At 40.7% G+C, this 15,181-nt stretch carries 10 protein-coding genes; all 10 read right to left on the bottom strand.

The features are described from left to right. Positions 1–100: 100 nt before the first annotated feature. Positions 101–607, bottom strand: a complete 507-nt coding sequence (locus BM291_RS12340; RefSeq protein WP_092897827.1) for a DUF2911 domain-containing protein — start codon at positions 605–607, stop codon at positions 101–103. A 281-nt stretch (positions 608–888) separates the two neighbouring features. Beyond that, on the bottom strand, positions 889–2,037 hold the full coding sequence (locus BM291_RS12345) for a Gfo/Idh/MocA family protein (protein WP_092897829.1): 1,149 nt from the start codon (positions 2,035–2,037) through the stop codon (positions 889–891). Positions 2,038–2,185: 148 nt separating this feature from the next. Beyond that, on the bottom strand, positions 2,186–3,319 hold the full coding sequence (locus tag BM291_RS12350) for an MBL fold metallo-hydrolase (RefSeq protein ID WP_175499697.1): 1,134 nt from the start codon (positions 3,317–3,319) through the stop codon (positions 2,186–2,188). Positions 3,320–3,667: 348 nt separating this feature from the next. Further along, the gene (locus BM291_RS12355; protein ID WP_092897831.1) at positions 3,668–5,593 is read right to left on the bottom strand and encodes a c-type cytochrome; all 1,926 of its coding nucleotides are present in this window, start codon (positions 5,591–5,593) and stop codon (positions 3,668–3,670) included. A gap of 18 nt (positions 5,594–5,611) precedes the next feature. Continuing rightward, positions 5,612–7,399, bottom strand: a complete 1,788-nt coding sequence (locus tag BM291_RS12360; protein ID WP_092897833.1) for a 3-keto-disaccharide hydrolase — start codon at positions 7,397–7,399, stop codon at positions 5,612–5,614. Between the two features lie 123 nt (positions 7,400–7,522). After that, on the bottom strand, positions 7,523–9,142 hold the full coding sequence (locus BM291_RS12365) for a RagB/SusD family nutrient uptake outer membrane protein (protein ID WP_092897835.1): 1,620 nt from the start codon (positions 9,140–9,142) through the stop codon (positions 7,523–7,525). A gap of 13 nt (positions 9,143–9,155) precedes the next feature. Beyond that, positions 9,156–12,440 (bottom strand): SusC/RagA family TonB-linked outer membrane protein, encoded by a 3,285-nt coding sequence (locus tag BM291_RS12370; protein ID WP_245786856.1) that lies wholly within the window; start codon positions 12,438–12,440, stop codon positions 9,156–9,158. 157 nt (positions 12,441–12,597) lie between these two features. Beyond that, entirely contained in the window at positions 12,598–13,680 is a 1,083-nt protein-coding gene (locus BM291_RS12375) for a FecR family protein (protein WP_092897839.1), read from the bottom strand. Between the two features lie 150 nt (positions 13,681–13,830). Continuing rightward, positions 13,831–14,424: an RNA polymerase sigma factor gene (locus BM291_RS12380; protein WP_175499698.1), complete on the bottom strand. Its 594-nt coding sequence runs from the start codon at positions 14,422–14,424 to the stop codon at positions 13,831–13,833. Positions 14,425–14,586: 162 nt separating this feature from the next. Next, positions 14,587–15,150 (bottom strand): helix-turn-helix domain-containing protein, encoded by a 564-nt coding sequence (locus tag BM291_RS12385; RefSeq protein ID WP_092897843.1) that lies wholly within the window; start codon positions 15,148–15,150, stop codon positions 14,587–14,589. Between the last annotated feature and the right edge of the window lie 31 nt (positions 15,151–15,181).

A 15,181-nucleotide genomic window follows, 5' to 3' on the forward strand; every position in this document is an offset into this window, starting at 1 on the left:
TGGCAAGTTGGATATAGAAAAGATGCTTTAAGGATAAATTCTGGACACAAAAAAACCACGAGAAGTTTCCCGTGGTTTCAAATTCTAATAAATTGGATTCTTATGAACCTAACTTAGCTGAAGCTTTTCCATATTCCCATCTTATCTCGAAGCTGGAAGGTTTTACCTCATACACTAGACGCTCTTCCATAGAAGAAGTCTGTCCAGAAGGAACTGTAACTCTCAACGCATCTTCTGCTGAGCTGTAGTCAAATGCTCCCCATTGCTTGGCAACTTTGTTGAAAATAAAAGTAGAAGAAGCCTCACCTGGGATCACAAAGAAACTGTAAGTGCCAGCTGCTAGTTTTTTACCTTCTACCATGATGTCCTTAGTAGTAGTGAAAGTAGTCGCTTCATTTGCGCCAGCTCTCCATACTTCTCCTAGAGGAACCAAATCACCCCAGATCATACGGCCTTTTACCGCAGGAGAGGAATAATTGATAGTAACTTTCGCATCGCCTACCATTCCTTCTGCAGTTTTGGCCGGGCTAGCTTTCTCTTGAGCAAACGCCGCAAGTCCAATAAAGGCAAGTAGGGCAGTTGCTAGTAAACTCTTTTTGAAATTCATTGTCGTTAGTTTTTATTGTTAGATAGGAAAAATAAAGAAATTAATTAATTCCTTTAGTCTCCAAACTGACATTTCTATCAAAAGGTTACTAGAATTGAATATCTAGTTTAGAGATCCAAGGTAAATTCTATTGCCTGTCAGACTGAACGAAATCGAAGGATCTCGACTCCGTTCGAGCTGACACACAACTTGTACGATTAGAATGACGGATGTTTTTCAATAGGTTAAGGTGCCAAGAACTTCGCTACTGCTGTCTCCCGTCTTCTGTCTCATGTCTTTTCCTATATCTTCACCCAAGCTTCGTTGGCATTACTTTCCACGATTGCATCACCGATAATCAACTCTCTCAAGCCGTCAGCGAATGTCGGGAATGTAGGAGACTCAGGCTGCTTGCCTTCTCTCACTGCTGCATATACTTCTTTGAAAAGCTGCTTAGATGTGTCAGGGAAGCCTTCTTGGTGACCTCCTGGGAAGCTTACCAAAGAGCGAGCTCCTTCATCCACTAGAGCAGGGTCTTTCATCAAGATAGAATTGGCAGTTTCTCTCTTACCAATCCAAAGTTCGTTAGGCTTCTCAGCATTGAATTCAAAGCTGGACTTAGAACCAGACACCTCAATGTTCAGACGATTTTTACGTCCTGCGTTGATTTGACTAACAGTAATAGAACCAGTACGTCCATTGTCAAATCGAAGAAGGATAGTGGCATAATCCTCAGAAGTCACATCATATTCTTGGTAATCTGAAGGGTCGAGTGCTTTTCCAGAGAAAGATTCAACGGCTTTCAACGGCTTCAAACGCTTAGGATATACTGTTGAGAAATCAGCCATCACCGCAGTGATTTTCAAACCAGTAACATATTCTGTCATGTCCAACAGGTGTGAGCCTATATCTGCAACCGCTCTTGAGCCTCCAGATTGCTTTGGATCCAATCTCCAGCTGTAGTCAGTTTTGAAGAATAGCCAATCCTGAAGGTAAGAACCCATCACCGAGTAAACTTCTCCCAATTCACCTTTTTCACGCATTACTTTCATCTGGCGAACCATTGGATAGTATCGAAGATTGAAGTGAACTGCATTGATCAAACCAGTTTCTTTTGCTAGGGCTACAAGTTCTTCTGCTTCCTCAACAGTGACTGACAAGGGCTTCTCACAAACCACGTGCTTTCCAGCTAGCATACAGGCTTTTGCCTGCGGAAAATGAAGGAAATTAGGCGTGCATATATGGACTACGTTGATGCTTTCATCTTTCAACATGTTATCAAAAGTGTAGGCATTTGGGATTCCAAGCTCTGCTGCTTTGGCATCTGCCACCTCCTGATTTACTTCTACAAGGCCTGTCACCAGGATATTAGGAATTCTTCTTAGTGCTTCTAAATGAGCCGGTCCGATAAATCCGGTTCCCACGATTGCTGCTGTGATAGTCTGGGGCATAGGTTTTTTAGGTTGTTTTACGTTTTATTTTGGAATGTCAAATTAGGAAAAATGCCTCAAAACTTTCCCATTCCTAAAAGTTGATTTCACTACAATTTCAACATTGAACAGGAAAAGTTGTGGTCAATGAATGAAATCTTGCTATCTATTACTTGGAAACCATTTGCTTAGAAGAGGTTGAAGGTTCCAACCACCATTTGTGTGTGGTTATCAAATTTTTATCCAATTCTATGAATTCCCCGATTTCCGGGACATAGATAGGCTGATTGATTTCATTTGCCTTAGCTAGTACTCTTTCCACTGGATCTCTCCAAGAATGCATGGCTAGTGTAAATGCTGCCCAATGTATCGGCATAAATACTTTTGCTTTAATATCTTTTGCTGCCTGCGCAGTTTCCTCAGGTATCATGTGTATATCCGTCCAGCGCTCATTGTACTGTCCACATTCCATCATTGCAAAATTGAACGGTCCGTACTTTTCGCCGATTTGCTTGAAGTGTGGTCCATAGCCACTGTCTCCACTGAAGTAGATGTTGTCACTTTCACCACGTATTACCCAGGAACCCCAAAGTGTAGCAAAGCGATCGTTAAGACCTCGCCCTGAGAAATGACGCGCGGGCGTAAGCGCTAGGAGTAATCCATCTGCTTGGATTTCATCCCACCAACCCAATTCATTTATTTTGGAAGAGTCTACTCCCCATTCTTCGAAATGTGCTCCCATACCCAGAGGCATGTAAAAAGCCTTCGTTTTATCCTTCAACTTCTGAATGGATCCATAATCCAAGTGATCGTAGTGATCGTGAGACATGATGATCATGTCGATTTGTGGAAGTTTTTCTACCTCAATAGGAAGTTCCTTGCTATAGCGCTTTTTGCCTAAAAGTGGATTTGGAGCTGGCACTTCACCAAACATAGGATCGATAAGAATTGTCTTTCCATCGATTTGAAGCAGAAAAGTAGAGTGTCCAAACCAAACCAAGCGGGTAGGCTGATCTTTTGTAACCAATTCAAGTGAATCTCTGTGCGTAATAGGCAAATCAAAATCAGGCCTTCTGCTTGGGTCGTTTTTGAAAAACTCAGGAAGCATCTTGATAGCCTCAGAGAAATCCATGTCCATATTGGTTGGCATGAGGTTACTGAATTTACCGTCCTCGAAATAATCCAGTTTTTCAAATTCAGCTAATTTCTGTTTGGATTGATTGCCACCAAATTCTGGACTGAAATTCACAAAAAGCACGACTAGGACTATGAGAATCAGTACAATGGATAGGAGGGTAAGCATAATGATTTTCAATGTTTTAAATAAAAACTTTAGCATAGTGAGCCGTAAAAACTAGGGGATGAACTTATTGGCTTTAACTGCAAAAGCTCTTAAAAGGTGCACAATTGAAGGGTTTTTTGTGATCCAGTACGAATAATTAAACTAGTAGCGTTCTGAAACCTGCATTCTAATGTGGGCCAAGTCAGGAGGTCTATCCGACACCAAGTGGGCTTGAATCAAGGGATTAATTTCTAATTCACGCCCTTGTGAACCTTCGTGCCCATTGTGGCTAATTCATAAAAAAAGGCTTAGCGAATCAAATCGCTAAGCCTTTCTAAAAATCTATGGTCAATAAGCCATGAACTATTTTTATCTCAAAGAATTAATCCACTTAGCGATTTTCATTGCATCTTCTTTCGATACCTGAGCCATTGGAGGCATTTCAGTAGGATAATCAGGCCAGTTTTGAGGCTGAGGATTATAGATCAATTCAACGATTTTTTCGTCAGAATATCTTCTTTTAGCTACATCTTGATAGGCTGGGCCAATAACCTTTTTGTCTTTCATGTGGCAAGCAGAACAGGTGTTTTTTGCCAAGATAGCTTTGATCTCTACTTCTGTAGGAACTGCAGAAGCAACTTTAGCAGTCTTTGCAGGAACAATTTTGGTTGCTGCTATTTGCTTAGCGGGCTCTGGAGCTGGAGGAGTTTTGATCACCATTTTGGCACCTGAAGGAATGTTATGCAACGTATAATAAGCATCCGGGTGTACAATAGAAAAGCTTCCATCTACAGCACGAATACCATTGAGGCTAAGCTTGTGAACAAAGTCTTCTCTCAGACCTTCCACTGCAATTCTCGCAGACATACCATCTTCTGCAACTTCCACACCTAGCACTTTCAAGGTTTTGATGTCAACAGGAGGACTTCCGTAAACTGGGAAGTACTTGTAAGTGAAGCTTTCTACAGCATAAGAAGTTAAATCTTCCGCAGAAGCCTTGTCAACAGGCTTAGTGAATTCGATTAAGAATCCATCAGGCTGAGCTTTTACAGTTCTCATTTCGAATGGTATATTATGATTCCAAACTAGACGTTGCAAACCTTCATTTGCTTCACCTGCAGAACCCCAACCACGGTTAGTCTCACCAATAAACAAAGACTTGTCTGGAGCCCATACCATTCTCAAAATACCAGATTGGAAACCAGATCTGAAATCGATAGAAGCACCTTGCATTACACCATTTACTTCTTCAAGGATGACACGCATGATCTTACTTTGACCTTGGTCGCCAACTAGGACTTGACCTCCAAAAGGACCAAAGTTTCCTTCTGGAATCACGATAGGCTCAGAGTTGGAAATACCTTGAATACCATGAGGTAACCAAACTGCCGGAAGTTTCAAATCTGGAAGTTTTTCTTTCGCTTGCGCCATGGTGATGTATGGAGCATCCATTACGTTCTCTGGCTTTTGAAAGCCGCCGGTTCCATTAGGTGTCTTTTGTGGATCAACGACTTTGTTGAATTCCTCAGCAGTCAATTTCAAAGGAGAGTTAGGAAGTCCAGTCCAAGCCAAACCTGCTGGGTGACCTGTGAAATCACCTTTGTCGATGAACCAAAGTCCACCTGAACCCATGTAATCACCTTGGTTTTCCGTATATACTAACTTGTCTCCAAGCATACCCAAACCAGCTGGAGATCTCATTCCAGTGGCATAAGGCTCCATATTTCCATCACGGCTGATCTTCATGATCCAACCTCTCATTGGTACACGGCTTTCGCCTCTCCACCATTCCTGATCACCAAAAGCTACGTTGGCAGATACGAAGAAAGAGCCATCAGGACCTACTTTAGGGCCAAAGCTATACTCGTGGTAATGTGCAGAAATCGGCCAAGCGTATACTGTCTCATATAAATCAGCAGTACCATCTTGATCTGTATCAACCAACTTGGTGAGCTCACCTCTTTGAGCCATATAGAATGCTCCATCTTCGTAGTGAAGACCAAGAATCTCGTGAAGTCCTGAAGCAAACTTTCTGAAGAAAGGCTTAGAGCTAGTTGGGTTTTCTACGATAAATACATCACCTCTACGAGTGGCTACACCTAGATCGCCATTTGGCAACATGGTCATTCCACCAACTTCCAGAAGGGTGCCTTCTGGAGCTGTAACTCGCATTATTTTAAAGAAATCCTCTTCTTTCGGAGATTCCTGTGCATCAACTTGCCCAGGCATGAGCTGAATTACAGCTGCTAGTCCAAAGGCAATTTTTGTGAATTTGTTCTTAAATAGTGTTTTCATCTTTGCGCTGTCCTTGGATTAAAAGAGAAGATTGTAAACGATGTTTCCCTTTGCAGGCAAGAAAATACCGGCATTGCCATCTGTAGTATGTGCTACTGGAGCACCGTATGTAGACTCATCGTATTCCAGGTACAAACCAGTTTCTGGCAGTAAATAATAGCCTTTGTTGATCTTTTGAATCTCAGTGCCAGCAGCTACTTTGTAAAAGCCATTGCCTATACCAGAAACAGATCTATTGATTCCTTTGCCTGTTTCCAATACTTTGATTTCATCCTTAACTGATTCACCATTGAGTAGGTAGGAGAAGATAATATCTTCAGAACCGTTCTTTAACTGGTAACCTTTTGTTCTGAATTCTTTTGAAGCACTGTAATCGCTGCTTACCGCATTCACTGCCGGATTACTTAAGTTAATGACTGCACCTCGCGGGATGGAGACTCCATTTCCACGGCTATTCCACATAGGAGTAGCGTCCAAAAACAAGCCTCTCCATACTTGGATCAGAGTACCAGTTTCCATATCGTATGCGTAGTTCACCTGCTCTTTGCTGGCAACGGATACTACGTGACTCAATCTTTTTGATCCAGGATAGTCTCGGAAGCTGCGCAAAACTGGAGTTTCGTCAGCATCTACTAGAATCGGATCGGTATCTTGGGAAGCACCAGCTTCAGAAACAAGAAGGTTTGTGCTTCTAAGTCCTGGGCCTGAAATGGCCAAATTGAATCCATCGACAGACCAATTTCTGTTTTTGGAAGCAATGATCTGGATTGGATTGTCCCCAGCTTTCAATTGCTTATTGACTCTAACACCTCTATCAGTAAGATTGGAAATGCTTTCACTACCAGTAGCGAAACCAGCTAATCCACCTGGTACTTGAAGTGTGATTTGATATTCACCAGCTTCAGCAACATTTAAGTTCGCTGTGTATTTAGTCAAATTGACATCAGATACGGAAGCAGGAACTTCTGATAAGGAAGCAACGCTTCCTTTAGCTACAGACGACTTGCCTGCTAGCTCTTCAAGGTTATTGAATGAACCTTGGAATGTTTCATAGCTTACTTTAGAAACAGTAGGAGTCTTGGCATTGAATGGAGTGATTTCGATATTTCTGAAAGCCACAGCACCATGATCCCCTTGAATTCTTAGTGGGCCTTCGGCTACATCTTTACCTGACATTGCGCCACGGGTAGGGCCGAAAACTTCCACATTTTCGTGAATTGTTACTCCATTAAGTTTTATGAAAAGGAATCGAGCATTTTCGATTTTGTTCCCTGAAGCGTCAAATTTTGCTGCTTGGAAAGATACCTCCAGCTTTTGCCAAACACCAGGTGCTTTGCTTGCATTTTGACGTGGAGCATAACCTTGGTAGCCTTTTTGGCCATCAGGCTTGCTCTCATCCCAGCGCTGATAGATTCCGCCATTATCACCAGGTTTGGTGTTGGTAGTAGTCCAGCTATCTAGGATTTGAATTTCATAGTTTCCTTGAAGGTAAACTCCGGAATTAGATCCTGGAGCAACCATGTACTCCAAAGAAAGATCTACATCTCCGAATTTATCTGTAGAAATAATATCTGCTCCATGGGTTTTCTTGGTTGGAAGATTAGCCATGATGCCAGCGCCACTGGCAGATTGAAGCTCATTAGGAATGACTGGGTTTGCCCAGACCTTTCCCACTTCTGTCCAGCTACCTTTGTTTCCTTCGAAGGAACCTAGGTTGAGCTTAACAGGATTTTGCTGCGCTTGTATCGTACCGATCTGTATAGCCAGAGCAGCGGTCAGCAAGCAAACATGTTTTTTCAAAATCATGTGAAATTGGGGGATTAATAATTACAAATAGGTTACAATAGTGTTTACAAAAGAAGAAGTTTTGCAGGAAAGCTTAAACCGCTTCCCCACAAAACTTCTTGATTCTATAGGATACGTTTCAACTTAATATCCTGGATTCTGAGTCAAGTTAGGATTCAAAGAAATCTGAACGTGAGGAATAGGGAATAAAGCTCTGGTAGGGTCAGATGGGCTATGATCCCACCAAGTACCAGTGTTAAATTTGCCAAATCTGATCAAGTCAGTTCTTCTTTTACCTTCAAATATAAACTCTCTTCCTCTTTCGGCAAGCAATTCGTCCATAGTAAGTGTGCCAGTAGTATAGGCAGCTGTAGTCCAATCTGCATCGTTGAATGATCTTTTTCTTGATGCATTGATTAGTTCAACAGCTTCAGCATTGGCAGCTCCACTATTTTTTCTCATGATTGCTTCTGCTTTGTTGAAGTAAATCTCTGTCAGTCTATAGATAACATAGTCATTTTCCTGATAGTTAGGATCATCTGAGATTCCAGAACGATATTTATGGAATCTAGCTCCAGAGTTTTCTTCACCTTCTGTCATTGAACCTACACCAGTAGCACCTTCTGAGTTTCTACGGATGTTGTTGACATAAATCAAAGGCTGACCGTCGTACTCTTCAGTACCCAAGATAGGCTCTCCTGTGTTGTAATCAGTCTGAGGACCGAACAGGAACCATTCTTTCTTTCTAAGATCATTTTCTGAGTATGCGTCAAAAGCATTTGGTGTTACCACGAAAGCATTCCATCCACTGTAAGTTACGTCCAGTGCTCTAGACATATTGCCATAGCCTGAGAAGAAACCACCCCATCCGAAAGAAAATCCTCCCTTACGGCTAAATGCAAACTGGAAGATGTTTTCAGAAGATAATTGATTCTGATTGCTGAATGGACCTAGAATACTTGGGTCAAGGCTCATGTTTCCAGTAAGACTTCCACCTTCACCATTGATCACTTTATCCGAATATTTAATCGATTCATCATACATAGGCGTTCCTGCCCATACTTCAGCATTTAGGTATAGTTCTGAAAGCATCGCATAACCTGCAGCTTTGGAAACACGACCTACCAATTCCTGAGAAAGAGGTTGAAGTTTTTCCACGTTTGCCTCTAGCTCTTCTTTTACAAAAGCAAAAACTTCAGCTCTTGTACTGTTTTCAGGATTGAGCGGAGTACCAACAGTTGTTACTATAGGTACATTTCCCCACATATCCATGATTCGCATGTAGTGGTAAGAACGCATCACACGAACTTCTGAGAGGATGGATTCCATCTCTGCATCCGTAAGGCCTGCAGCTATATAATCTACGCTTTCCAAATCTTCAAGTACAGCATTCACATAGCCAAGACCTTCCCACATCAATGCCCAAGCATTTCTTAAGCGTGGTTCCTGATCGGTCCATTCATGACGATGCAATCTTACGTGATCTCCACCATCATAACCATGACGACCTTTCTGTGGCCATGCGATCTGATCAGCAGATGATTCACTATGGAAATAAAAGCCATTTTGACCGGTAGGAGCGAGCCAAGCTTGCATGTGAGTGAATGGTCTCAACACACCCTGCATGATTTCTACTTTGTTGTTGTAGAAATTATCCTTTGATAATTCACTGTAGATCGTCTCATCCAAATCCACGCAAGAGACTGTAGCCAAGAGCGCAACTGGAGTTAAAACGGCAGTAATTTTATTGAAATATTTTCTCATGATTTTTTCTTAGTTAAAATCCAACTTGTAGACCTAGTGTGAAGCTTTTTGTTCTTGGATAGAAGCCTCTACCATCGATGCCGGTGTTAAAGCCTACATCCTGAAGTTCTGGATCGATTCCTGAATAACCAGTGATAGTCATTAGGTTACGTCCTGAGCCATACACTCTGAGGTTTCTTACATACTTACCACCAACTTTGAAGTTGTAACCCAACGTCAAGTTGTCAAGCTTTACAAAGGAGCCCTTTTCGATGTAGTAGTCAGAAAATTGAGGATCATCGTCTAACTGAGCGTGCTCAGTGATTGCGCTTTCAAGTAGGTTGTTTGGCAACCATCTTTTATTACCGAAGTATAAGTCCTTTGTGTTGAGGATATCAAAGCCAAATTTACCTCTGAAGAAGACGGTCAAATCAAAACCTTTGTATCTAAAGGTGTTGTTCAAGGAAGCCATGTACTTTGGTACACCATTACCAATGACGGTCAAATCTTCTGAAGTCATATCACCTGCTCCTCCGATAGTTCCGTCAGCTTTGTAAAACTGCCATTTGCCATCTTCAGTAAAACCTGCAAAACGCTTACCGTAGAAGTTACCGATTACTCCGCCTTCTTCTACTCGGATCGCATTACCCAAATTACCTGGGCTAGGAAGTCCTCCATCTTCGATCCAAGAGATCGTGAAGGTTTCATTAGAAAGTGAGCTAAGTTTGTTTCTCTGGGTATTTGCAGTCAAATCTACTGTCCAAGAGAAATCATTTTTGTCAATGATTCTAGATGACAAGTATAATTCAATACCCTTGTTGCTGATACTTCCTACGTTGGTTAACAAGCTGCTTTTTACGAAAGGAGGCTGTTGAGCCGTGTAATCATATAGCAAATCGACAGTTTTTCTATCGTAAAGATCCAATGAACCAGTTAGCTTGTTATTGAAAAGAGTGAAGTCAAAACCTAGGTTCCATTCTTTTTTCTTTTCCCATTTCAAGTCAGGATTTGGATTTCTAGATGCGCCGTAAGTTTGGTAGTAAATGCCCTCCTGAGGATAAACTCCCCCAGTACCTAATGTCACCAATGAAAGGTAGTTGCCAATTCCTTGGTTACCCGTTACACCATAACCCAAACGCATTTTCAAGTTGTTTACAACCTCACTTGAGCTTAAGAATCCTTCTTCTGAAAGAGCCCATCCTACGGAAACAGCTGGGAAATTACCCCATTTGTTGTTAGCTCCGAATTTGGAAGATCCTTCTCTTCTAAGCGTTGCTTGACCGAAATACTTGTCTTTGTAAGAATAACTTGCTCTACCGAAAAATGCGATCAAGGTATTGTCGTCCTTGAAGCTTCCCATTCCTGGTCTAGGCAATAGTGTATTATTGATAGCAGATCCTGCACCTAAGTTCCAATCAAGGAATCCATCAGTCGTGAAACCAGAGTTATTTACATTAAAACTCTCTGTAGTGAAATACTGGTAGCTATATCCTGCGATCACATCAAGAGAGTGATCCATGTTGAACATTTTCTTATAGTTCACAGTAGCTTCGAAGGTGTTATTCCAGCTTACATAATTGCTTTTTGAAGCATAACCTGTTCCTCTAAATTCAGAAGACTCTCTGTTAGCAAAGTCTTCTTTTGACTGGTAATATCTTTGGTTATTGGATACTCGCTGATGAGCTCCAAATGCAGATGCAGTCAAGCCTTCCATAATTTCCAAAGTCAATCTCACGTCGCCAGAAAGGTTCATTTGATCTCTTTCAGAGATTCTGTTGGCATATCTAGAAAGCGGATTGTAGTTGTTGTAAGCTTCAGTTTCTACAAATGTTCCATCAGGATTGAAGATAGGAGCTGTAGGGTTTCTCTGGATAGCTTGCTCGAAATCACCTGTATTACCACCTAGCAGATTCGCTTTGCTGAAAGTAGTTGCCAAATTAGAAGCCATGGTAAGTCTATCGTTTAGACCAGTCTGAGTGAAACTCATTCTACCACCATACTGCTTTCTGCTATTTTCTACAGCAATTCCTTGAGCATCATTGAAAAAGAAAGAAGTTCTATAAGTAGTGTTTTCTCCACCACCTGAGGCTGCGAAGTTGTGGTACTGACTTAGGTTATCCTTATTGATCAATTCCTGATATAGATCTGTATCCGAACCTAAATCATTTCCTTCGCCAATAAGTCCTTGGTCGATCAAGTCTCTGTATTGAGTAGCAGTAAGATTGTTAGGTCTTTTATCTACATACTCTCTTTGCACGTAAGTAGAGTAGTCAAATCTAGACTGACCAGATTTACCTTTTTTGGTAGTGATCAAAATCACACCTGCATTACCTCGAGTACCGTAGATAGCAGCTGCTGAACCGTCTTTCAACACATCAAAAGTAGCAATATCATCCTGCTGCAATAGATCTAGGCTACCACCAGGAATACCATCGATTACGATCAATGGCTCTGTAGTACCTTTCACAGAACTAATACCTCTCAATTGGATATTTGTTGGGCCGTTAGGATTATTGCCTTGAGTCCTTACTATGTTCAGACCTGCTACTTTACCTTGGATCAATTCCATTGGCGAACGCATACCGCCTTGGATAAAGTCTTCGCTGGATACATTAACTACTGCAGAAGTGATTTCTTTTTTCTTCTGAGTACCGTAACCGATCACGACCACTTCATTTAGAGACTGTACATCGTCCATCATGGTGATATTGAAGGTTCTTCTTTCACCCACTACCATTTCTACACTTTCCATTCCTATGAATGAAAAAGTAAGAATGGAAGATCCTGAAGTTACTTCAAGGTTAAACTTGCCATCAATATCAGTGACAGTTCCATTAGTAGTACCTTTTTCGATCACCGTCACACCTGGAAGTGGGATGTTCGTTTCATCGATTACTACACCTGATACAGTGATTGCCGCTGCTTCCTCGATAGTTACAGCTGTTTCAGGTACATACACGGCTCTTTTTCTCACCATGATGTTCTGATTGATCTGCTTAAACTCCAGTTTGGTCTGTCTGGACATTTCTACCAATGCATCAAAGACGTTTGTGTTGATGTCCATTTGGACATGAGGAATTCCTTTGATCTCCTTATTGGTAAAGACAAAATTAAATCCTGTAGCCGCTTCTATTTTCTGAAAAGCGTCTTCTACAGATACATTTTTTAAATGCATGTTTACTTGAACCTCGTCCATTCTTTTGTCCTGGATCCTGCCGGTCGCGGCAAAGAGGACAGTCATGGTAAGGCACTGCACTAAGATTATGTGGAAAAATCTCTTAGAAACAGTTAATACGTGTAACCGTACGTCATTTTTCATAACTTTCAATTGGTTTAAACTACTTGGTATGGTTTATTCTTAAAATCCCGAGTGCTTTTGACGAAGCATTCAGAAACCTCAGACTGGAGATGTTTACGCATCTTCAGTCGTTTTCACTTTTTCATTAATAGGTTTTTGGTTCATACATAAGAGGGGGTTATTGTTTAAAATTTATTTGAATTTCTTTGCCTTCTATCTCATACTTGAATCGAGCTGTATAGCTCAATCCTTCTAAAATATTCTTTAGTGTCTCACCTTTAAATTTCCCTGAAAGGGTCAGATTTTGATCTTTAAATTGGTTTACTGTGATAGTTACACCGAACCAGTTTTCTAGGATCTTAATAGCTTCCGGTAGAGGAGTGTCGTCAAAAATGATGGTTTGATTCATCCACGCGATCACGTTCTCTTCATCGAAAACGTCCTTTTCCCAAGAATTTCCCTTTGCAAAAGTGATAACTTGCTCACCTGGAATGAGGAAGTCAATGAATTCCTGAACTTCCTGTGATTTGACCTCTACCTTACCGGTGATCAGAGAAATTTCGATTTTCTCTGAATCATTTGCCTTTATATTAAAAGAGGTTCCGAGCGCCTTGGTAGTGATATCTTGGGTGTGTACTATGAATGGCTTAAGCGTATCGTGGGCTACTTCAAAAAATGCCTCTCCGTCCAAAAATATCTCACGAGTTCCCCCCACGAAATTTTGTACATATCTAATGCTACTTCCTGCATTTAACTTCACTACTGATCCATCACTCAGAGTAACTGAAGATTTTACGCCTGGTTTGGTGCTGTAGGTAAGCCAATTGATTTCTTGAGGTATCTCTCTTTCAGGCAGTGAGTAGTAAAGAAAGCCAAGCAATGCCGCCAATAGAATTATAGCAGCGATTTTTAGCAGATGGTAATTGAATTTTCTTTGAGCGGACTCCTTAGTGTAGCGCTTGATTGTAGCCTGTGAGTTAATCGGAATCGCTGATTTTTCAGAGTCTTCTGATACTTGATCCACTAACTTAGCATCTATTTTAGTCCATAGAGAAGCTATTTCATCTTCTTTGATTTGGTGGTCAATCTTTGGAAGATTCAGTACAAGCTCACGAGCTATCTGAATCTCTTTGATGCGATCAGGGTATTTTTCTAAGTAAAGCTCCCACCTAACATTTCTTTGGTTGTTGGGATACAGTATCCATTCTCTGAAGTCAGAGTCTAAAACGAAATCTTCTGCCGAGAAATTTGATTTATCCATAATGAGCCTATTCAGTACATTAAGGAGCGAGGAGTGGAAAGTTATCCTTCTAAATTTTAATTTTTTTTAACAATTACAGTTCTGTTATTAAAAAACGTAATCGATTGCGGAATTCGCAATAAAAATTGCAAGAATTGATGATCTGTAAAGCTAAAAGAGAAATATAACTAGCCCTACCACAGTGATTGCCTTCTTTAAAGCATTGATAGCTTTCCAGGCTAGGGTATAAGTAGAGCGAATATTAATATCCAGAAGATTCGCAGTTTCCTCATAACTCAGCTTCTCAAAAAATAGGTATTGAAGCACTTCTTTCTGGCGAATTGGCAGTTTATCAAGTGCTCCGTACATCTTACTAGTGATTTCTGTTTCTGCTTGATTCTTCACCAACTCATCTTCTATTGAACTCACGGAAGATTCTTGATCAGTTAACCAATGAACACTGGATCTTCGGGCATTTTTACCTAATTCCTTTTGAATCCGATTAGAAAGTGATTTGAATAAATATTGCTTGACGACTACGTCACTGCAGAGCTTAGCTCTATAGTTCCAGAGATCAATAAAAACATCTTGAATTGAATCCTTTACTAGCGCTTCATCAGCGTGAAGGCTCATTCCAAAACTATATAAATCCTTGATGTACAGTGTATAAATAGCTTCAAGAGCCGGCTTTTCTCCAGATCGAAGGGACTCCCACAGATGGTCTGTTGTGAGATCTTTGAACGTAACGGTATTGGCAAAAGGCAATTGAATCTTGGGTTATTTAAATTGATATCCCAAGTAACGAATTTTATAAAGGCTTTAAAAAGCATTCTTAATAAATGGTGTTTGAAAAAATTATATGAGGTAGATATTTCATTAAAAAGAAGGTGCTTCTACCTCATTTGCGCTAGGAAACATGCGTAACTATCAAATCTCATCAAGGCCTTTACGATGTGGTTTTGCTTGCTTTTTAAACTCAGTGGGAGTCATGCCAGTTTCCTTTTTGAACTGTGAAGAGAGATAGGCCATACTGGAATAATTGAGTTTATCTGCAATTTCAGAAAGACTCAATTCGTCGTAAATTAAAAGCTCTTTCACTTTTTCAGTTTTCTGCTGAGTGATGTACTTTTCGATTGTAATTCCTTCTACTTGAGAGAAGAGGCGACTCATCGATGTGTATTCCTGTCCGATCTCTTGTGACAAAAAGGTAGAGAAATTGACATGGATAAGTTTGTCTGAATGGTGTATTTGAGATACTATAAGTGCTTTTATCTGGGAGATTAATGATGCACTATGGTTTTCTAGTAGTTCAAAACCCTTTGTTGCGAGTATATTAACAAGGTTTTTCTTCTGGTTGACGCTCAGATATTCCTTTAGGTTTACTTTTCCCAATTCCACAGAAGTGAAGCCAATTTCTTTCTGATCAAGTGCATCTTTCACCGCTACGATGCAGCGTGGGCAAACCATGTTTTTGATATAAATCAGAGGCATATTTGAGTAGTAGATTTATTACACAAATGTA

It is taken from the genome of Algoriphagus aquimarinus, assembly GCF_900112005.1.
GTDB classification, from domain to species: domain Bacteria; phylum Bacteroidota; class Bacteroidia; order Cytophagales; family Cyclobacteriaceae; genus Algoriphagus; species Algoriphagus aquimarinus.